This is a genomic window from Streptomyces sp. E-08 (genome assembly GCF_049913095.1).
Classification (GTDB): domain Bacteria; phylum Actinomycetota; class Actinomycetes; order Streptomycetales; family Streptomycetaceae; genus Streptomyces.
In genome coordinates, this window is sequence record NZ_CP183971.1 from 6,793,545 (window position 1) to 6,814,362 (window position 20,818).

General features: G+C 69.9%; 13 protein-coding genes. 9 read left to right on the plus strand and 4 right to left on the minus strand.

What is annotated here, in order from left to right; all coding sequences use genetic code 11:
• Positions 1 to 70: 70 nt before the first annotated feature.
• The gene (gene map / locus ACN9MM_RS31265) at positions 71 to 838 is read right to left on the minus strand and encodes a type I methionyl aminopeptidase (RefSeq protein WP_426367068.1); all 768 of its coding nucleotides are present in this window, start codon (positions 836 to 838) and stop codon (positions 71 to 73) included.
• A gap of 33 nt (positions 839 to 871) precedes the next feature.
• Between map and ACN9MM_RS31270 the strand changes: the two genes are divergently transcribed.
• Complete coding sequence (locus tag ACN9MM_RS31270) at positions 872 to 1,123, plus strand: helix-turn-helix domain-containing protein (protein WP_426367069.1); 252 nt, start codon at positions 872 to 874, stop codon at positions 1,121 to 1,123.
• Positions 1,124 to 1,129: 6 nt separating this feature from the next.
• Here the strand turns inward: ACN9MM_RS31270 and ACN9MM_RS31275 are convergent, their stop codons facing one another.
• Positions 1,130 to 1,801 (minus strand): NAD(P)-dependent oxidoreductase, encoded by a 672-nt coding sequence (locus ACN9MM_RS31275; RefSeq protein ID WP_426367070.1) that lies wholly within the window; start codon positions 1,799 to 1,801, stop codon positions 1,130 to 1,132.
• A 61-nt stretch (positions 1,802 to 1,862) separates the two neighbouring features.
• Here ACN9MM_RS31275 and ACN9MM_RS31280 point away from each other — a divergent pair, with 61 nt between their 5' ends.
• The 8 genes from ACN9MM_RS31280 (at position 1,863) to ACN9MM_RS31315 (ending at position 11,426) form a co-directional block, all read left to right on the plus strand.
• On the plus strand, positions 1,863 to 2,276 hold the full coding sequence (locus ACN9MM_RS31280; RefSeq protein ID WP_426367071.1) for a winged helix-turn-helix transcriptional regulator: 414 nt from the start codon (positions 1,863 to 1,865) through the stop codon (positions 2,274 to 2,276).
• Between the two features lie 10 nt (positions 2,277 to 2,286).
• Positions 2,287 to 2,667, plus strand: a complete 381-nt coding sequence (locus ACN9MM_RS31285; RefSeq protein ID WP_426367072.1) for a PPOX class F420-dependent oxidoreductase — start codon at positions 2,287 to 2,289, stop codon at positions 2,665 to 2,667.
• Positions 2,668 to 2,792: 125 nt separating this feature from the next.
• Positions 2,793 to 4,124 carry a UL36 very large tegument protein gene (locus tag ACN9MM_RS31290; protein ID WP_426367073.1) on the plus strand — a complete coding sequence of 444 codons (1,332 nt, stop codon included), beginning with the start codon at positions 2,793 to 2,795 and terminating at the stop codon, positions 4,122 to 4,124.
• 238 nt (positions 4,125 to 4,362) lie between these two features.
• The gene (locus tag ACN9MM_RS31295) at positions 4,363 to 5,205 is read left to right on the plus strand and encodes a nitrilase-related carbon-nitrogen hydrolase (protein ID WP_382870998.1); all 843 of its coding nucleotides are present in this window, start codon (positions 4,363 to 4,365) and stop codon (positions 5,203 to 5,205) included.
• The gene (locus ACN9MM_RS31300; RefSeq protein ID WP_426367075.1) at positions 5,202 to 6,482 is read left to right on the plus strand and encodes an aspartate aminotransferase family protein; all 1,281 of its coding nucleotides are present in this window, start codon (positions 5,202 to 5,204) and stop codon (positions 6,480 to 6,482) included. Before ACN9MM_RS31295 ends, ACN9MM_RS31300 begins: the two co-directional genes overlap by 4 nt.
• Positions 6,483 to 6,501: 19 nt before the next feature.
• Entirely contained in the window at positions 6,502 to 7,896 is a 1,395-nt protein-coding gene (gene hydA / locus ACN9MM_RS31305) for a dihydropyrimidinase (protein ID WP_426367076.1), read from the plus strand.
• Positions 7,897 to 7,906: 10 nt separating this feature from the next.
• Complete coding sequence (locus ACN9MM_RS31310; protein WP_426367078.1) at positions 7,907 to 8,905, plus strand: TIGR03842 family LLM class F420-dependent oxidoreductase; 999 nt, start codon at positions 7,907 to 7,909, stop codon at positions 8,903 to 8,905.
• A gap of 208 nt (positions 8,906 to 9,113) precedes the next feature.
• Positions 9,114 to 11,426: a collagenase gene (locus ACN9MM_RS31315; RefSeq protein WP_426367079.1), complete on the plus strand. Its 2,313-nt coding sequence runs from the start codon at positions 9,114 to 9,116 to the stop codon at positions 11,424 to 11,426.
• Positions 11,427 to 11,533: 107 nt separating this feature from the next.
• On the opposite strand, the gene ACN9MM_RS31320 is transcribed toward ACN9MM_RS31315, so the two are convergent.
• Entirely contained in the window at positions 11,534 to 12,055 is a 522-nt protein-coding gene (locus ACN9MM_RS31320) for an SMI1/KNR4 family protein (protein ID WP_426367080.1), read from the minus strand.
• Between the two features lie 13 nt (positions 12,056 to 12,068).
• Complete coding sequence (locus ACN9MM_RS31325; RefSeq protein ID WP_426367081.1) at positions 12,069 to 20,645, minus strand: DNRLRE domain-containing protein; 8,577 nt, start codon at positions 20,643 to 20,645, stop codon at positions 12,069 to 12,071.
• Between the last annotated feature and the right edge of the window lie 173 nt (positions 20,646 to 20,818).

Consider the following 20,818-nt stretch of genomic DNA (forward strand, 5'->3'; position numbering starts at 1 on the left):
GTCCTGTCGGCCCGACGCGGGCCAGGAGGAGTCGTGTGGCTCAGGGCGGGCTCGCGATGCCCGGCACCCCCTAGAGCGCCGTCAGGACCCGCGGACCCTCGTTTGTGATCGCCACCGTGTGCTCGGCGTGGGAGGCGCGCGAGCCGTCGGACGTACGGATCGTCCAGCCGTCGCGTGCCGTGTAGTGCTCGTCCGTGCCGCCGCCGATGAGCATCGGCTCGATCGCGAGCACCATCCCGTGGCGGAGCTTCATGCCGCGGCCCGGGCGTCCCTCGTTGGGGACGCCCGGGTCCTCGTGCATGGCACGGCCGATGCCGTGGCCGCCGAAGCCGTCGGGGATGCCGTACCCCGCGGCCCGGCAGACCCGGCCGATCGCGTGGGCGATGTCGCCGATGCGGTTGCCGACGACGGCCGCCGCGATGCCGGCCGCCAGGGCCTCCTCCGCCGCGGCGATCAGCCGGGCGTCCTCGGGCCGCGCCGGGCCGACCGTGAAACTGACCGCCGAGTCGCCGGCCCAGCCGCCCAGGGTGGCCCCGCAGTCCACGGAGACCAGGTCGCCCGGGGCCAGCCGGGTCCCGTCCGGGATGCCGTGCACGATCGCGTCGTTCACCGAGACGCACACGACCGCGGGGAACGGCACCGGAGCCCACTCCGGGTGGTAGTCGAGGAAGGGCGAGCCGGCGCCCGCCTCGTCGAGCACCTCGCGCGCGGCCAGGTCCAGTTCGGTGAGCGCCACGCCGGGCGCCGCCTTCTCCCGTACGGCCGCCAGGGCACGGGCCACCACCCGGCCGGACTCACGCATGGCCGCCAGGGATTCGTTCGTCTTGATCTCCACCATGACCAATTACTATACCGGTATTAGAATGGCGGCATGGTGCGCACACCCCTGACCCCCGAAGAGCGCGAGCGCGGCGAGCGCCTGGGCCTGCTCCTGCGCTCGGCGCGCGGCGGGCGGTCCATGGTCGAGATCGCCGCGGCCGCCGGTCTCTCCGCCGAGACCCTCCGCAAGATCGAGACCGGCCGGGCCCCGACGCCGGCCTTCTTCACCGTCGCGGCCCTGGCCGGGGTCCTCGGCCTCTCCATGGACGAGCTCGTGGTGCACTGCACCCCGGCGCCCGCCTGAGCGCCCTCAGACGGAGACCGCCAGCTGTACGCGGCTGTGGCGCGGGCGCTCGATCTCGTCCAGGAGGGCGAGCGCCAGATCGGCGTGGGCGATGCGGCCCGGGCCGTCGATCACCGTTCCCACCGCCGTCCGGTAGCCGCCGGTCCGCTCCGCCTGGGCGTTCAGGTCCATGCCCGGGACCACCATCAGCCAGTCAAGGTCCGGCCCGGCCTCCGCCGTGAGAAGCTCGAACTCGGCCACGTGCCCCTGGGAGAACGTCCGGTACTGCTCCGGGAACCCGGGCGCGTCCATGACGCGCACCCCGGGGGCGGTCTCCAGGGTCGTGGCGATCCCCAGGGTGATCAGCCGCCCGACGCCCGCCTCGGTGAGACCGGCGACCATCGCCTTCGCCGCGGCCGTGAAGAAGTCGACCGAGGGCACGTCGAGACGGGCCGCCGCGTTCACCGCCGCGTCGTGGCCCGCCGCGAGCGCCGCCACCGAGGCCGCGTCCGTCGCGTCCCCCCGTACGAGCGCGACCCCCGCTCCCTCCAGGTCGCGGTACGCGGCCGGGTCGCGGACCACGGCGGTCACCCGGTGCCCCCGGGTCACCGCCTCCGCCACGGCCGCCCGGCCGACCCGGCCGCCGGCCCCGAAGATGACGATGTTCCTGCCGGTGTTGACACTGCTGTCGTTGTCCATGGCTGGACCGTAGAACCGGCACCCCTGGTTACTTCAACGGTACTGGGCTAGCGTCGGCCGCATGATCGAGCCGTCGTCCGGGGAGCCGTCGTCCCGGGAGCCGTTGAGTCCCACGCTCTTCCACGACCCCGACTGCGGCGGGAGCCCCGCCCGGCCCATCCGCGTCGGCGGCAAGTGGACGGCGATGGTGCTGCGCTGCCTGGAGGACGGCACGCCCCGCCGCTTCTCCGAACTCCGCGTCCCCCTGCACTGGATCACCCCGAAGGTCCTCACCGAGACCCTCCGGGCCATGGAGCGTGACGGCTTCCTCGCCCGCACCGTCCACGACGAGAACCCGCCCCGCGTCGAGTACGCCCTCACCGCCCTCGGCCGGTCCCTCATCGCACCGCTCGACACGGCCTGCGACTGGGCGCGGACCCACGCGCCCGAGATCGCCGAGGCCCGCACCGCGTACGAGCGTGCGACCCCGGCATAGGCTGCGGGGCATGATGCCCGAAGAGGTGCGGCGCAGCCGCTACGTCAGCCTGACCACCTTCCGGAAGAACGGCACCGGGGTCCCGACGCCCGTCTGGCACGCGGTGGAGGGCGGCGAGCTGTACGTGGTGAGCCGCGACGACGCGTGGAAGGTCAAGCGCCTGCGCAACGACCCCCGGGTCGAGGTCGCCGTCTGCGACGTGCGCGGCAACGTCGCCGAGGGCGCCGAGCGGTACGCGGGGACGGGCCGGCTGGTGGAGGGGGAGGAGCTGGACCGGATCCGGCGGCTGCTCTACCGCAAGTACACCTGGCAGTACTGGCTCACCGACGTGCCCGCCATGATCTTCCGGCGCGGGAAGCGCCCGCACATCGGGATCGTCGTGACGCTCTGACGGCCCGGTGCCCCGGAGTACGCGCACCCAGCCGAAAACGGTCCGTAGTCGTCCCGTAACACGACTGCGGTCCAATACCCGCGGACCGGAAGGTTCCAGTCGACGGCGGGGCAGGTGCGTGACGCATGACGGTGTATCAACTCCCGGTGGAGATCGCTGCGTTCAGACACTGGCTGACGGATCTCGTCAGCCGGGTCCGGCCGGAGGGCGGCTGGTACGGAGTCTTCGCCGCCCGCGACCCGGAGGGGCTGCGCGCCTGCTTCGACGGGGCCGAGATCCTGCCCTGGGACATCGTCGAATCCTTCCTCCAGGACGCCGGAGAGACCACCGGCGGACCGTTCGCCGCCCGGGGCCGGAGGCTGTACGCGTCGGCCGCCGGCGCCCACGACCGGCGGCCCGGCGGAGCCGAGGCCCTCGCCGAACGCCGCGACCTGATGGAGCGCGAACGCCGCTACGCCGAGTCCCGCACCCGTGACCTCGGCGAACGGCTCCGCGCGACCCCCGACCCGGGGGAGGCCGCCCGCCTGGAGCGCGACCTCGCCTGGACCCGCGACGACCACGCCAGGGCCACCGCCCGCGTGAGGGAACTGACCGGCCGACTGGCCCGCCTGGGAGCGGACGCGCCGGACGGGCCCGCTCCCGGCGCGGCGGCGGTCGCCGCCGTCGCCGCCGTCCCGGCGGACGGGCCTTCCACGGGTGCCGTGCGTGAGCGCGAGGGCGCCGCGCCCGTCGCCGGACCCGCCAAGGTCAGGCGGCGACCCCGGGGTGCCCGGTACGCCTGGCTCGACGAGGAGGCCGCCGAGGCGGTGGAGGAGGCGCCGGTCCCGTCGCCCGCGCTCCCGGCCGGGGGAGCGGCGCCCCGGGGGGCCCGGTTCGGCGCCGCCGCCCCCGTCGCCGCTTCCGGGGGCCCCGCCGAGGATCCCGCGGAGGCGGTCCGCGCCGCGGCCAACGCGGTCTACGCCCTCCGGCGCCTGCGCGTCCAGGGCCGCAGCGGCGAGGCCCACGCCCTGCTGTGCGAGGCGCTCGCGGGCCCGCCCGCCCGGCTGCCGGCCCTCGCGGCGGAGCTGCACCGGGCCGGGCTCGGCGCCGACTGGTCCACCCTGCTCTGGGAGGCGGCCTCGCTGCCGCCCGGGCGGCTCGCCGCCGTCGCCGGAGTGCTCGCCGACGCGGGCCGGGCGGCCGACTGCGAGCAGCTGCTCCGGCAGGGCGTGGCCCGCCCGGTCGAGGAGCTCGCCGGGGCGTGCGCCGCGCTGCGCGCCGAGGACCACCACCGCGAGGCCCACGCGCTGCTCACCGCGTTCGTCCGGGTCCGCGCCCCCGAGGACGCCGCCCGGCTCGCGGGCGAAGACCCGCACGGGCTCGTCCCCCAACTGCTCGCCGCGGCCCGCGCCGTCTCCGCGTCCCGGGAGCGGGACCTGCTCCACGCCCTGCGGGTGGCGGGCCTGGCCGGGGTCTGAGGGGCGCGGGCGCGGCCGGGGGGACGGGGCTGCCGGGGCCCCGTTTCCGTACGGGCCAGTACGGGTCCGTACGTGTCGGTACGTGTCCGACGTGGACCACTCGGGTATGAAACATGATCGACCCGGCCGCTTCACGGCGGCGGTCTTGCTCCGGGGTGTGACGGGGCTTACGTTCTCCTCCTACGCACCGCGTCTACGTGCGTAGAGGCTCTCTGACGCCGTGCCGAAGGAGCAGCTCATGACCGACGTCGTACGCGCCGCGCTCGTCCAGGCGACCTGGACCGGCGACACCGAATCCATGATCGCCAAACACGAGGAGCACGCCCGGGAGGCCGCCCGGCAGGGCGCCAAGGTGATCGGCTTCCAGGAGGTGTTCAACGCCCCCTACTTCTGCCAGGTCCAGGAGCCCGAGCACTACCGCTGGGCGGAGCCCGTCCCCGACGGGCCGACCGTCCGCCGGATGCAGGACCTCGCCCGCGAGACCGGCATGGTGATCGTCGTCCCCGTCTTCGAGATCGAGGACTCCGGCTTCTACTACAACACCGCGGCCGTCATCGACGCCGACGGCTCCTACCTCGGCAAGTACCGCAAGCACCACATCCCGCAGGTCAGGGGCTTCTGGGAGAAGTACTACTTCCGCCCGGGGAACGCCGGCTGGCCGGTCTTCGACACCGCCGTGGGCAAGGTCGGCGTCTACATCTGCTACGACCGCCACTTCCCCGAGGGATGGCGCCAACTCGGCCTCAACGGAGCGCAGTTGGTCTACAACCCCTCCGCCACCTCGCGCGGACTCTCCTCCTACCTGTGGCAGCTGGAGCAGCCCGCCGCCGCCGTCGCCAACGAGTACTTCGTCGCCGCCATCAACCGCGTCGGCCAGGAGGAGTACGGCGACAACGACTTCTACGGCACCAGCTACTTCGTCGACCCGCGCGGGCAGTTCGTGGGGGAGACCGCCTCCGACAAGGCAGAGGAACTCGTCGTCCGCGACCTCGACTTCGGCCTCATCGACGAGGTCCGCCAGCAGTGGGCCTTCTACCGGGACCGCCGCCCCGACGCGTACGACGGGCTGGTGCGCCCGTGACCAGCCTGTACGACCGGCACAAGGCCGTCATCCCCGACTGGGTCGCGCTCTACTACGGCGACCCCCTCGAGATCACCCACGGCGACGGCCGCCACGTCTGGGACGCCGAGGGGCGCAGGTACCTCGACTTCTTCGGCGGCATCCTCACCACCATGACCGCCCACGCCCTGCCCGAGGTCACCAAGGCCGTCGCCGACCAGGCCGGGCGGATCATCCACTCCTCGACGCTCTACCTCAACCGCCCCATGGTGGAGCTCGCCGAGCGCGTCGCCGGACTCTCCGGCATCCCCGACGCCCGGGTCTTCTTCACCACCTCCGGCACCGAGGCCAACGACACGGCCCTCCTCCTCGCCACCGCGTACCGCCGCTCGAACCAGATCCTGGCGATGCGCAACAGCTACCACGGCCGCTCCTTCTCCACCGTCGGCATCACCGGCAACCGGACCTGGTCGCCCACCGGCCTCTCCCCGCTCCAGACCCTGTACGTGCACGGCGGCGTCCGCACCCGCGGCCCGTACGCCCAGTACACCGACGAGCGGTTCATCGAGGCCTGCGTCGCCGACCTCGAGGACCTCCTCGGGCACACCCGGGACGTCGCCGCCCTCATCGCCGAGCCGATCCAGGGCGTGGGCGGCTTCACCTCGCCGCCCGACGGGCTGTACGCCGCCTTCCGCCGCGTCCTCGACCGGCACGGCATCCTCTGGATCTCCGACGAGGTGCAGACCGGCTGGGGACGCACCGGCGACCACTTCTGGGGCTGGCAGGCGCACGGCCAGGCAGGGCCGCCCGACATCCTCACCTTCGCCAAGGGCATCGGCAACGGCATGTCCGTCGGCGGTGTCGTCGCCCGCGCCGAGGTCATGAACTGCATCGACGCCAGCTCGATCTCGACCTTCGGCGGTTCCCCGATCACGATGGCCGCCGGACTCGCCAACCTCTCGTACCTCCTGGAGCACGACCTCCAGGGCAACGCCCGCCGCGTGGGCGGCCTCCTCATCGAACGCGTCCGTGCGGCGGCCGCCGGGGTCGAGGCGGTACGGGAGGTCCGCGGCCGCGGCCTGATGATCGGCATCGAGCTCACCGAACCGGGCACCGACCGGGCGAACCCGGCCGCGGCCGGCGCCGTCCTGGAGGCCGCCCGCGAGGGCGGCCTGCTCATCGGCAAGGGCGGCGGCCACAACACCAGCACCCTGCGCATCGCCCCGCCGCTCTCGCTCACCGTCGCCGAGGCCGAGGAGGGCGCCGCCATCCTCGAACAGGCCCTCCGAACCATCTAGCCGGCAGGGGAGAAGCACCGTGAGTACCCGTACCCTCATCCGCGGCGGTCTCGTCGTCACCGCCTCCGACGAAATCCACGCGGACGTGCTGATCGAGCACGGCCGGGTGGTCGCCCTGGCGGCGCCGGGAAGCCAGCAGTGGACCGCGGACCAGGTGATCGACGCCTCGCAGAAGTACGTCATCCCGGGGGGCGTCGACGCGCACACGCACATGGAGCTGCCGTTCGGCGGCACCTTCGCCTCGGACACCTTCGAGACCGGGACGCGGGCGGCGGCGTGGGGCGGGACGACGACGATCGTCGACTTCGCGGTGCAGTCGAGGGGCGAGTCGCTCCGGGCCGGCCTGGACGCCTGGCACGAGAAGGCGGACGGGAAGTGCGCGATCGACTACGCCTTCCACATGATCATGTCGGACGTGAACGAGTCGACGCTGAAGGAGATGCCGAAGCTCATCCAGCACGGCGTCTCCTCGTTCAAGCTGTTCATGGCGTATCCGGGGGTTTTTTACTCGGACGACGGGCAGATCCTGCGGGCGATGCAGAAGGCCGGCGACACAGGCGGCCTGATCATGATGCACGCGGAGAACGGCATCGCGATCGACGTGCTCGTGGAGCAGGCGCTCGCCCGGGGCGAGACGGATCCCCGCTACCACGGGGAGGTGAGGAAGGCCCTCCTGGAGGCGGAGGCCACCCACCGGGCGATCCAGCTCGCGCGGGTCGCGGGCTCGCCGCTGTACGTCGTGCACGTGTCGGCGGAGGAGGCCGTGGCGGAGCTGGCGGCGGCCCGGGACAAGGGGCTTCCCGTGTTCGGGGAGACCTGCCCCCAGTACCTGTTCCTCTCCACCGACAACCTCGCCGAGCCGGACTTCGAGGGCGCCAAGTACGTGTGCTCGACCCCGCTCCGGCCGAAGGAGCACCAGGCGGCGCTGTGGCGGGGGCTGCGGACGAACGACCTCCAGGTGGTGTCGACGGACCACTGCCCGTTCTGCTTCGTCGGCCAGAAGGAGCTGGGCCGGGGCGACTTCTCGAAGATCCCCAACGGACTGCCGGGGGTGGAGAACCGCATGGACCTGCTCCACCAGGCGGTGGTGGACGGGCACATCTCGCGGCGCCGCTGGATCGAGATCGCCTGCGCGACACCGGCACGGATGTTCGGCCTCTACCCGCAGAAGGGGACGATCGCGCCGGGCACGGACGCGGACATCGTCATCTACGACCCGCACGCGACGCAGACGCTGTCCGCCGAGACCCATCACATGAACGTCGACTACTCGGCGTACGAGGGGAGGACGGTCACCGGCCAGGTCGAGACCGTCCTCTCGCGCGGCGAAGTGATCGTGGACCGGCGGAAGTACGTGGGCCACGCGGGTCACGGGGTGTTCGTGCCGCGCGGTCTCTGTCAGTACCTGAACTAGGAGAACGACGTTGGACTTCGGACTCGTCCTGCAGACCGACCCACCCGCCTCGCAGGTCGTGGGCCTGATGCGCCGGGCGGAACGCAACGGCTTCCGCTACGGCTGGACCTTCGACTCCGCCGTGCTGTGGCAGGAACCCTTCGTCATCTACAGCCAGATCCTCGCCAACACCACCAAGCTCCACGTGGGTCCGATGGTGACCAACCCCGGCACCCGTACGTGGGAGGTGACGGCCTCCACCTTCGCCACCCTCAACGACATGTACGGCAACCGGACCGTCTGCGGCATCGGCCGCGGCGACTCCGCCATGCGGGTCGCGGGCCGCAGGCCGAACACCCTGGCCCGCCTGGGCGAGGCGATCGACGTCATCCGCGACCTGGCGGAGGGCCGCGAGGCGACGGTCGACGGCAACGCGATCCAGATCCCGTGGATCAAGAACGGCAGGCTGCCCGTGTGGATGGCGGCGTACGGCCCCAAGGCCCTGGCCCTGGCCGGGCAGAAGGCTGACGGGTTCATCCTCCAGCTCGCCGACCCGTTCCTCACGGAGTGGATGGTCAAGGCCGTCCGGCAGGCCGCCGCCGACGCCGGCCGCGACCCCGACGCCCTCACGATCTGCGTCGCCGCCCCCGCCTACGTGGGCGACGACCTGGCCCACGCCCGGGACCAGTGCCGCTGGTTCGGCGGGATGGTCGGCAACCACGTCGCCGACCTGGTGTCCAAGTACGGCGAGCACTCCGGCATGGTCCCGGAGGAGCTCACCGCGTACATCAAGGACCGGCACGGCTACGACTACTCCCACCACGGCCGCGCCGGGAACCCCGACACCGCCTTCGTCCCCGACGAGATCGTCGACCGCTTCTGCCTCCTCGGCCCGGCCGAGGCCCACATCGCCAAGCTCCGCCACCTGAAGGACCTGGGCGTCGACCAGTTCGCCGTCTACAACATGCACGACAACCGCGAGGGAACGATCGACGCGTACGGCTCCGAGATCATCCCGGCGCTCGGCTGAGAGGCGCTGCCGACCCTCCCACCACGAGGCCGGTTGCCGTCATCTGGACCACCAGATGACGGCAACCGGCCTTTTGTGATGCCACGTCATGCGACGAATCCTGTCAGGGGTCTTCCAGAACAATGCGACATGTGAAATTTTACACGTCACGTGTCAGTCACCCGTGTGTCCCCACACGCGGCCCCAACGGCCCCGGAGGCCCCCACAGATGCGCCCCTCCCCGATATCGAAGACCCGCGCCCGAAGACTTCCCGTCCTCGGCGCGGCCGTCTTCCTCACGCTCGGACTGTTCTCGCCCCAGAGCCAGGCCGCCACCGGCTCCACGGCGCCGGCCGGTGCGGCCGCCGCGCCCGCGCCGCGGGCGATCCCCGTCCCCAAGTCGCCCCATGCGATCGCCGACAACCCCCGGTTCCGGCTCTCCTCGCAGGACGGCGCCGAGGAATCCGCCCCGCGGCCCGCGCCCGCCACCACCAAGGCGAGCAAGTTCTCGTCGCCGGCCGCCGCGGACGCCTGCGGCGACCTCTCCGGCGTCATCAACTCCACGGGGACCGCGCTGGTCCAGCAGCTCAAGGCGCTTCCCCAGATCACCTGTACGTACCCGCTGTTCAACCTCACCGGCGAGGACGCGCGGAAGGCCTTCCGCGAGCCCCAGATGGTGACCGTCGCCAACGCGCTGCGCGACGCCTCCGCCTCGTACGCGGGCAACAACAGCACCTCCGTCGGGCAGCTGGTGATGTTCCTGCGCGCCGGCTACTACGTGCAGGACAACCACGCCGACGCCGTCGGCGACTACGGCACCGCACTGGAGGGCGCCGCCCGCGGCGCCCTCGACGCCTTCTACGCCTCCCCGCGCAGCAGGGACGTCACCGACGCCAACGGAGAGATCCTCAACGAGGTCGTCACGCTGATCGACAGCACCCATGAGGCGGGCCGCTACGCCGGCGTCGTGAAGTGGATGCTCGGCAGCTACGACGGCACCTGGCCCGGGCAGATGAACCTCGCCATGCAGCACGTCGAGTGGGTCGTCGAGAACGGCTTCAAGGCCAAGAACGACGACCGCGGCTGGCGCGCCGCCCTCAAGGCGGACCCCGCCGTCCTCGACACCTGGGCCGGCTTCATCACCCGCAACGGCGCCCAGCTGAACCGCCTCGACGTCGTCAGCAACGTCGGCCGCTACCTCGGCTACGCCCTCGACGTCCCCGAGCTCAAGGACAGGGTCCGGCCGCTCCTCAAGGACCTGATCAACCGCTACCCGAACGTCGGCCCCACCGCGCCGCTCACCATGAACCTGGGCTGGTACACGCGCCAGTACGACCGGGGCAACTGCGCCGCCTACGCCATCTGCGACCTGGGCGCACGCGTCCTGCCCGCGGTCCTGCCGATCCAGCACACCTGCACCCCGGGCCTGAAGATCCGCGCCCAGGACATGTCGCCCGGCCAGCTGGCGAGCACCTGCACGAGCCTGGCCGGCCAGGACGCCTACTTCCACCGGGTCATCGGCGACAAGGGCGCGATCCCCGGTGACGTGAACACCGACCTGGAGGTCGTCGCCTTCGACGACTACACCCAGTACGCGCTGTACGCCTGGGCCATCTACAACATCGACGTCGACAACGGCGGCATGTACGAGGAGGGCGACCCGGCCGTCCCCGGCAACCAGGCCCGCTTCATCGCCCACGAGGCCAGCTGGCTGCGCCCCGACTTCCAGATCTGGAACCTCAACCACGAGTACACCCACTACCTCGACGGCCGCGCCAACATGTACGGCGACTTCGAGGCGGGCATGACCACGCCGACCATCTGGTGGGTCGAGGGCATCGCAGAGAACATCTCGTACGGCTACCGGGGCGAGCGCAACGCCGACGCGATCGCCGAGGCCGCCCGGAAGACGTACAGGCTGAGCGACCTGTTCGACACCGTCTACGGCCAGGAGGAGGACCCCGAGGTCAACTCGAACCGGGTCTACCGCTGGGGCTGGCTCGCGGTCCGCTACATGCTCCAGAAGCACCCCGCCGACGTCCAGACCGTGCTCGGCAAGTACCGCACCGGTGACTGGACCGGGGCCCGCACCTTCCTGAAGCAGACCGTCGGCACCCGCTACGACGCCGACTTCACGACCTGGCTGACGACCGACTGCGCGACGAACGACTGCGGTGCGCTGCCGGACGCCCCGACCGCCGCCACCACCCCGCTCTGCACCCTCGCCGACCCCCGTCAGTTCGACCAGAACTGCCGCCGGGACGACCTCGCCGCCGCCACCGGCAACTACAGCTACCACTTCGTGTACCTGCCGGCCGGCGTCAAGCGGCTGACGATCACCAGCAGCGGCGGCACCGGCAACGCCGACCTGTACTACGGCGGCGGCAGCTGGGCCACCACCAGCAGCTACCAGGCGAAGTCCGTCAACGCCGGGAACGGCGAGACCCTGACCATCGACAACCCGCCCTCCGGCTGGGTGTACTTCACCCTCGCCGCCGCGCAGGGCTTCAGCGGGGTCAGCCTCTCCACGCAGACCGGCTGATCCGGTTCGCCGGGGCCTCCGGGCCCCGGCGAGCACCCCCGCCGCCGCCCGTGGAACGACAGGAGCCCCGCCACACAGTGGCGGGGCTCCGTCGATCACGGGAGGGATCAGGGCAGGAACTCGAAGAACGGTCCGTCGGGCGCGCGGTCGCGCACGCACAACGTCACGTCCCTGCCCTTGAGATACGCCAGCAGCCATTCACTGAACGTCATCTCGTAGAGCGTCCACGACGGACTGTCCATCTCCTGGACCACGACGCGCCAGGGCGACGAGGCGTCGTCGGGAACGCGAAGGAAGATGTACTCCCCCGTCACGGCCGACGCCACCGGCATCAACTCACCTGGTTTCGCCCCTACCGGACTCGGCAGGAACTCCGCCATGTCCTCCTCGCTCCAGAACTCGAGATCTCCCTTGATGGTTTTTCCGAGACTGTGCAGAAGATGACCGGCGGGGTGCTCCAGATACAACTGGCCGTTGACCGTGACCGAACCGTAGGCGTCCACGATCTCGCGGAAGTCCGCAGGGAATTCGACACCGAATTCCTGCTCCAGTTCGGTCCACGGCGCCGGATCCGACCAGTTGAACCTGGGTTCACCCAGCAAGGCGCGAATCTCCGAAAGCGTTGCCACCTCTAGACCCCTTCTAGCACGTCGAACCGATGCCGCTCTGGGAGTTGATCGCCGTGCACGAGAACGTGTCCACGATGTCTCCCTGGGGTCCGTACGCGGTCATTCCCACCTGGACGAGCGTAGGAACGGCCGAATGCGGATCCCCGTAGATGGGCACGACCGACATGATCAGTTTGTTGTCACCGGTCAAGTGCTTCCACCCGAAGGACTCCACCTTGCTGGCCATCCTCGCATTCGCCCTGCCGTGCAGAGCGACGAGGTTCCGGACGTCCTGGCCGGTGCCACCGCCCCAGTAACCTATCAGGTGGCCGGCCTGCGGCTTTCCGCCTCCTGCCGCAATTTCTCCCATTCCGTCCGGCTGGACGGACGGTTCGCATTCGGGGCACTTCGGCAGACCGCCCGCCCCGGTGCGCGACCTGCGGTCACTCTGGTCGAGATAGGCCCAGGCTCCGGTCGCCCGGCAGCCCTTGTTGCCCTGGTGGTCGGTGTACTCCTCCAGGCCGCCGTAGACCCGTCCGCCGTCGATCAGCGGCATCGGGTCGCACGTCGGGTTGTTGGTGTCCGTGGTCCGCGGCGCGGGCCGGGGCTGGGGGCCCGGCGACGGCGACGGGGTGGGACCCGGGCGCGGTTCGTTGTCGGCCGAGTCGCCGGAATCGGTGTCGTCCGCGGACGGCATCAGCATGCTGCCCAGGGCCGTGCCCGCGTCCGCCAGGTTCTGCTGGCCCTGCGGCGTCGCCGCGTACAGGGCGGTGACGAGTGCGGCCCCCGCCCAGTAGATGGCCGGGATCGCGAAGAGGAAGTGGCCGTCCAGCTCGACGAGGCTGGTGGGGTTGCCGCCTCCGAAGGCGTACCGGTTACTGGTGTACGGATCCACGCCGAGCTTCATGTCGGCGAGGGCGCCGTTGTACATGTCCCGGGTGGTGAAGCGGTTGAGCCCCGGGTTGTAGTCGCGGAAGCCCATGTCGTACGTGCCGGACTGGGCGTCCCAGCGCTTGGCGTTGTACCGGTAGGGGTTGTACTCCTCCTTGTCCGGCTGGCCGGCCTCGGGCTTGTCGATGCCGGTGAACTCGGTGGCGTCGTTGTTGCCGTAGGCGGTGTAGCCGTAGGTGGCCTTGGTGTCGCCGTTCTTGTCGGTGACGGTCTCGACGTCGGTGTGGCTGTTGTAGCCGTAGTAGCCGTCCTCCGTCGTGCCGTCCGTGTTGTGCTTGGTCTGCGAGAGACGCTCGCCCCACGGGCTGTACTGGAACGACTTCGTCAGCGCGCCGGCGACCTTCTCGTCGAGTACCTCGCCGGACAGGCCGAGGTACTCGAAGTCGGTGGTCTTGCCGTCCGCCGTCTTCGAGGCGGTGCGGTCCAGCGGGTCGAAGGTGTACGTCGTCGACTTCATCGCGCCGCCGGCGTCCAGCTTCTGGGACTCCACGACGTGGTCGAAGCCGTCGTACACGCTCCGCTCGATGACCTTGCCGCCGGAGCTCACCGACTGCTGGCGGCCGAACGGGTCGTAGGTGTAGCTCGCGCCCACGCCCGCCGTCGACGTGCTCAGCAGCCTGTTCCGGTCGTACTGGAACGTGGTGGTCGCGCCCCTGACGGTCTGGCTGACGACGTTGGCGTTGTCGTCGTGGAGGTACGTCTCCGTGCCGGCGCCGTTGCCCGTCTTGACCGACTTGGTGAGCCGGTCGGCCGGGTCGTAGGTGAGGTCGGTCGTGGAGTCGAGGTACGCCGCGCGGTTGTCGGCGTTCATCTTCTTCGCGACGTCCTGCGACTTGTTGCCGTTGGCGTCGTACGCGTAGGTGTGGGAGGCGACCAGCGTGGTGCCGTCCGCCTTCTTCTCCGTCGTCGACTTCAGCGCGGCGTCGAGGTAGTAGGCGTAGTCGACGGTGTTGCCGTTGTCCTTGGTCTCCTTCAGCTTCTGGCCGCGGTCGGTGTACGTGTACGAGGTGACCTTGGGGTCGGCGTCCGTGGCGGACTTGCCGACGGACACCGACTTGACCTTCTCGCGCAGGTCGTAGGTGTACTTGGAGTACTGGCTGGGGTGGGTGACCGAATCCGACTGTCCGTTGGCGTCGTACGTGTACGACGTCGCCTTCTTCTCCACGCCGGACAGCGACTCCGTCACCTTCTGGACCTGGTTGAGGCCCGTGTAGGTGATGGCGTAGGCATCGACCTTCGACCCCGGCGAGGTGTCGCCGATCGTCGTCAGGTTGCCGTTGACGTCGTAGGAGTAGGTGAAGGTCCGCTTCTCGTTGTCGGTCTCCGCCGCGTTGTCACGGACGAGCTTGACCCCGTCCGCGACCACGACACCGCCGCTGTTCTGGTCCAGCTTCAGCGTGGTGGCATCGGCCTGCTTGAGCGCGTAGGTGCCGAGGGCGACCCAGGCGCCGGTGCCGGCGTTCTGGTCCTTGGTGACCGCCGGTTCGGTGGTCGTGCCGTGGGTGAGGGTGTACTTCGCGGTCGTGGCCGCCCCGGTCACCTTCGGGTACTTCACGTACGCGGTGTACGTGCCGTCCTTGGGGACGTCGAGGGACCACGTGAAGGCGTCCGTGCCCGCGCCGGCCGCGTGGGTGCGGTGGTCGTAGCCCTGCTGTCCGGTGAGGTTCCCGGTGGCCCAGGTGCCCGTGGTGGACACGGCCTGGGTGTCGGAGTTGTCCAGCAGGACGACCGACTTTCCGACCGGAACACCGTCGTCGGAACGGGACTTGACCTTGCCGTCCGGGTAGAACGACCACGTCATCGTGCGGTTGGACGAACCGCCCGCCGACGTCAGGGTCCTGGCCGTCTGCTGACCGAGGGCGTTGTAGTCGTAGGTGGTGGAGATGTCCCACGGGTCCGTGGAGCTCTTCGTCCAGCCGTTGTCGAAGTAGTCGGTCTTCGCGACGTTGCGGACCGTCTGCCCCTCCGAGGGCGGCATCGAGGTCTTCGACACCCGGCCGACGGCGTCGTACTCGGTCTCGGTGTAGACGTCCGCCTTGTTGTGGCGCGGGTCCGCCGGGTCGTACGGCTGGTACTGGCGCTTCGGCCGGTTCAGCGCGTCGAACTCGGTACGCGAGGTGAACGCCGTGGTCGTGCCCGCCTCGACGGCACGCGGACTGATCACCTTGGTGGCGTTGCCGACCTGGTCGTACTCGTACCGGGTCGTGCGGTAGACGATCGGCGAGGTGCCGCTGCGCGGGACCTTGACCTCGGTCTGCTTGCCGCGCTCGTCGTAGCTGATCAGCGTGGTGTTGTTCTCGGCGTCCGTCGTCGAGACGACCAGGTTGTCCTTGTCGTACGCCTTCCTCGTGGTCTTGCCGGCGGCGTCCGTGACCGAGGTGGCCCGGTGGTTCAGGTCGTAGGCCGACAGGCTGGTGTAGTCGGTCGTGTCGGCCGTGGCGTTCTTCTTCGGGTCGATGACCTTGACGGTGTTGCCGACGCCGTCGTACTCGTAACTGACCTTGTTGCCGTTCGCGTCGGCGATGGAGGTCAGCTGGTAGATCTCGTTGTAGTAGTTGGTCGTGACGAAGTCCGTCGCGTCCGCCGTGGTCAGCGTGCCCTTCGGCTCGGTCGTCGTCCTGAGGTTGCCGACCTTGTCGTAGGTGTACGTCGTCCGCCGCTCGTCCGACGTCGGCGTGTACTTCGGCTCGGTCGCCGAGGTGATCTGGTCGGCCGCGTCGTACACCGCCGTGGACACCGCGCCGTTGGGCGCCGTCGACGTGGTGACGTTGTCGTTGGCGTCGTAGACCGGGGCCGGGGCGGTGATGAGGTCACCGGCGGCCTGGTCCTTGGGCTCGGTCTTGACCAGCGGGCGGCCGTAGACGTCGTACGTCTGCGTGATCTTCTTGCCCAGCGCGTCCGTGACCTGCGTGACCTTGCCGCGCTCGTCGTAGACGAACGTCGACGCGTTGTTCAGCGCGTCCGTCATCGTCGTCGGGAAGCCCGTGGGCCCGAAGCCGCTGTTCGTGTCCGCGTTGCCGTTGGCGTCGACCGCCCGGACCAGCTGCCCGTACGCGTCGTACTCGTACGACGTGGTGTAGTCACCCGCCGTCGCGGTCGCGACGCCCTTCGGGTCGGTGACCGTCTTCAGGTTGCCGAAGGTGTCGTAGCCGAACTGCCACTTCCGGCCCTCCGGGGAGGACTTGGTGAAGATGTCGGCCGAGTAGCCGTCGGCACGCGTCTGGTACACGTACTGCGTGGAGTTCGCCGGGTAGACGCCCGGGGCGCACTCGCTCTGCGCCGGCACGCCCGCCTTGTTGTTCTCCGCGTCGCGCTTCCAGAGCGGGTAGCCCGTCTTCTGGTCGTAGCAGTACGCGGTCTTGGCGCCGTTGCTCTCCTCCGTGTACGTGACGTTGTTGTCCGCGTCCCACGCGAGCTTCATCGACTGCGACTTGGCGTTCGTCGACAGCACGGCCCGGCCGAAGTCGTCGGTCACGTAGTCGGAGGCGCGCGACTCGGCGTCGGTGACCCTGGTGGCCGTGAACTTGGGGTTGGACCCGTCCACCGCGTAGATGAAGCCCGTGGTGCCCTGGAGCCGGTCGGTGATCGACTTGGTCCACCAGTGGTACTTCGGGTCGTCCCCGGTCTGCGGGTAGTTGTACGCCAGGGAGCTGGCGTTGCCCCGGGGGTCGGTCGCCTTGACGAGCTTGACGTTCTTGTTGCCCTGGGTGGCGTCGTACTCGAAGCCGAACACCTTCGGCTGGGTCGAGCCCACGCCGTCGGTGATCTTGGTGAGCAGGCCCTTGTCGGAGTACTCGAAGGCGACCTTGCGGCCCGAGATGTCGGTCATCGACTTGATGTGGTCGATGATCTTCGGGTTGTTGCCGTCGGCCTTGGAGTAGTAGTCGACGGTCAGCGACTGCCGGCCGGCGGGGTCGGTGACGTACTTGAGGAACTTGGTCGGCTTGTTGTTCGACTTCCGTTCCTCGTAGGTGTACGTCTGGGTGTTCCCGTTCTTCTCGACCATCGACGTCATGTAGCCGTCGCAGCCGAACACGAAGCGGGTGCCGTCCGGACGCGTCATCGTCCAGGCGTCCGGGACCGGGTCCTTCAGCGGGGTGCAGTCCAGACCGGGCTTGGCGGCCAGCTTGTAGTGGACACCCGCGGGGGCCTTCCACGAACCGTCCGGCTGCTCACGGAAGACGTGGGTCGTACCGTCACCGTCCGGGAGACGGATCTCCGTCGGATGCGGCTTGGGGTGGAACTCCAGCGGCGCGCCCAGCCGGATCGGGCCCGAGGCCTGGAACGACCAGCCGGAGCCGGAGACGGTGTCGGACGTGTCCTGGCTGTTGTACGCGAACCGGGCGAAGGTCGTGACACCACGGCCGGGGTTGGTGAACGCGTTGTACTGCCAGACGGTGTTGCCCGACGCCAGGTTGTTCATCAGGGTCGAGCCGGCACCGGTGTTCTTGCCTGTGTAGACGTAGAACTTCTCCATGCCGAGCTGGTTGGAGGTGGGGTCCTCCACCGCGATGTTCTGGCTCAGGCCGGGGATGCCGGAGGTGCCCGAGGTCCAGGTGCCGGTCGTCTTGTTGTAGACGTCCCAGGTCAGCACGTAGTCGGTGCGCTTGTTGCCGTTGTCCGAGTTGATCGGCGTCTTCACCTGCGCCTGCAGGCTGACCGAGCCGCCCGGGGCGACGTTCGTCGGCAGCGCCGTCTGGACCTGGTTGCCGCCGGTGGTGACGTCCGAACCGTCGGGCAGCGCCCACTTGTAGGTCAGGACGTTGTCCGCCGACGTCCAGGAGGAGGCGGTGGTGTTCGTCAGGGTGAAGTCGACCGTGTAGTCACTGTTCGGCGTCATGCGCGCCGGGGTCTGCGGCGCGTAGTACGTCGACTCCGTCGTGGAGTCGACATAGGTGACCACGATCCTGGGCGCGAGCCGCGGTTCGGTGCCCTCGGACGACAGGAACAGGGTGCGCTCCTGCGAGGCGGCCTCGTCGGCCATCTTCAGGACGACGCCCTTCTGGGAGGCCGGGGTGCTCACCCAGGACTGTGCCAGCGAGGTGACGTTCCAGTCGTGACGGGCCGGGTCGTTCGTCATCGCGCCGGTGTCGGCGACGGAGGCGCCGAAGTCACCGCCGGCCGTCGTCCAGTTCGTGGCCGCGTCGGCCTTGACCCAGGTCGCCGTGGCCTCGTCGAAGTCACGGTTCAGCGGGCGGAGTTCGTAGAGCGCGCCGGTGGTGTCCTGGGCGGTCTGCGTGGACCACAGGCGCACGTTGGCGTCCAGGACCCGGGCGGTGGCGGGGATGCCGAGGGCCGGGAACTTCAGCAGGGCGCGGGTGTCGCCGTAGGTGGCGGAGTTGTTGCCGACGCTCAGCCAGTTCTTCGCGCCGCTGTCGTCGATCGTGTCGTGCGGAAGCGTCGTCTGGGCCGAGGACAGGGTGGTGTCCTGGGTCGCGGTGAACACCTTCGTCGTGCGGCCGGCCTTGGGCAGGCGGACGAGCTGGGTGGGGGCGGCGACGACCTGCCCGTCCTTCGTCTTGACCGCGACCATGTAGTAGTACGCCCGGCCGAACGGGTCGGCGTCGTCCGCCTTCGTCGGCGTCGCCGAGGTGTCCGTGTACGACGTCGTACCCGGCGCGACCGGCGCGACGAGCGTGGCGGCCGAAGGCGTGAAGGTCTGGCTGACGGAGCGGTGGACCTGGTACTCGACGAGGTCGTCGCCGGTGGCGACCGGGTCCTTGTCCTGGTACGCGGACCAGGACAGCTCCGCGCCGGTGTCGTGGATGGTCGTCGGGGCGGCGAGGTCGACGCCCTGACGGCCGAACGTCAGCACCAGACGCGGGTAGTTGGCGGTCTCGCCGCCGTACCCGAACTCGCTGCCCTCGTAACGGGGTCCGCCCTTGGGGCCGTTGGCGGACTCGTCACCGGCCTTGATCACGAAACCGTTGTTGACGTTCGTGCCGTCGATCCACGACTGCACCGTCTTGGTGACGGGGAAGGAGTGCCAGGTGTTCAGCTCACCGGGCTGCTTGGTGACCACACCGCCCCTGGTGAACCGCACCGCGTCCGCGATCACCGAAGTCGTCGCCGACGCGGGCCCGTCACCCAGGACGATCTTCCCGAGCGTGCCCGCCTTGAACGGATGCGAGCCCAGCGTCTTCCACACACCGGCCGTACCGGCCTGCTGGTCGACGAGGTACTGCTTCGTCCCACCGTCGTAGGTGACGGTGAACGGCGCGTTCGTCGCACGATCCGAGGCCGGAACGTTATGCGTCTCGACCTGGTAGACGCCGTCCTCGGGAAGACTCGGCTGCCAGGTGTACGAGTCACCCGCGACCGCATCCTTGTTGTACATGTACGTCTGGTTCACCGCGTACTGCGTATACGCCGTGTTCCCCGACGCCGGCCACGCACCCACCGCCGCCGTACGACCCGCCTCGGCGTTGTCCACCACGACCGCCGTGCCCGACAGCTCACCGGTGATGGCGCTGGCATTGCTCCAGGTCGCCCCGGACTCCGTCCACGCCTGCGTCGCGCGGTGCGCCTCCAGCTGCACCTCGGAGTCACCCGTGGTGTGCGTCTGGTCGAAGTACAGCTTCAGATCGGCCGAGTCCAGCTTCGTGCCCGCCGGAATACTGCCGACGGGGAACCGGATCAGCGCACGCGACGTACCGGTGGAGGTGTTGCCGACCGACAGACGCCAGTTGTCGTCGTAGTTCGTCGTCGCACCGTCCGACGAGATCATCACGTCCTGCGCCGTCGTCGGCGTCGGCGCGATCGACAGCGTCGGATCGATCGTCACCGGATACTGCCGCCCGGGCGCCGCCAGCCACGACGCGTCCGGCGTGACCGTGAGGTCCCAGCCCTTGCCCGCCCGCGTCAGCTTCTGGGTCACGTTCCCGCTGTACGCGGAACCGTACGCGGCCTTCGCGTCCTTCCTCGCGTCCGTCATGAACGCCGCCGGGATCACCAGGACCGGATCCGCGCCCTCACCGAAGAAGGAGAGCGAGCCGTCCTTGTTCTGCTTCGGCGTCAGCCCGCCCGCATCCAGCGTGAACGTGAACGACACCGGACCGGACGGCTTCGCGTCCAGGACGATGTTCTCCTTCACCCGCCCCGGACCGACCACGTACGAAAGATCCGCACCCGACACCGCGTCCTTGTACGTGACCGTGTCACCCTCGGCGACCGGCGTGAGCTTCCCCGCACCCTTCAGACCCAGGGTCACCGTGTGCCCGGCGGCCTGGAAACGCAGCAGCCGCTCCGCGTCCGCGCCGAACCAACTGGACGCCGCGTTCGTCGTGTTGGAGAACGCGAAGCCCTCGGCGCCCGACGGGACGACCGTCGGGTCGATGTCCTTCCAGGACCTGCCCGCCCGGTACCCGGTCGGCACCGCCGACACCTCGGCCTGCACCCGCCCGTCCGACAACTGCCAGTAGCGGGCGTTCGCCGTCCGCTTCCCCGTCAGCTCCGCGACACGCTTCGCCTTCGCCGCCGCCTTGCCCCTCGGCAGCTTCTCCCGGCTCGGAAGGACCGGGGTTCCGCCGGTGGACGGTTCGGCCGGCCGGGCCGGCTCGGCCCGGTCGTCGCCGTCGGAGAACCAGCCAGAGAGGGCATCGACAATACCCTCGTCGTCTTCTCTCGAAACTGGTGCCGCATAAGCGACTTGTGGGAGCATGGTTCCGGCAATGGCCGAAACCACGAGGCAGGCTATCGCCCGCCCGTATTTCATTTTCACTCAGATCCCTACCTTGACGTGGTGGACCCGATGTCGCCCCGCATGCCCCAGGGCATGCCAAAGCAGACCACCTCCCGCGTGCGGGAAACGGCCTTGCCGAAGGTGATCGGGTC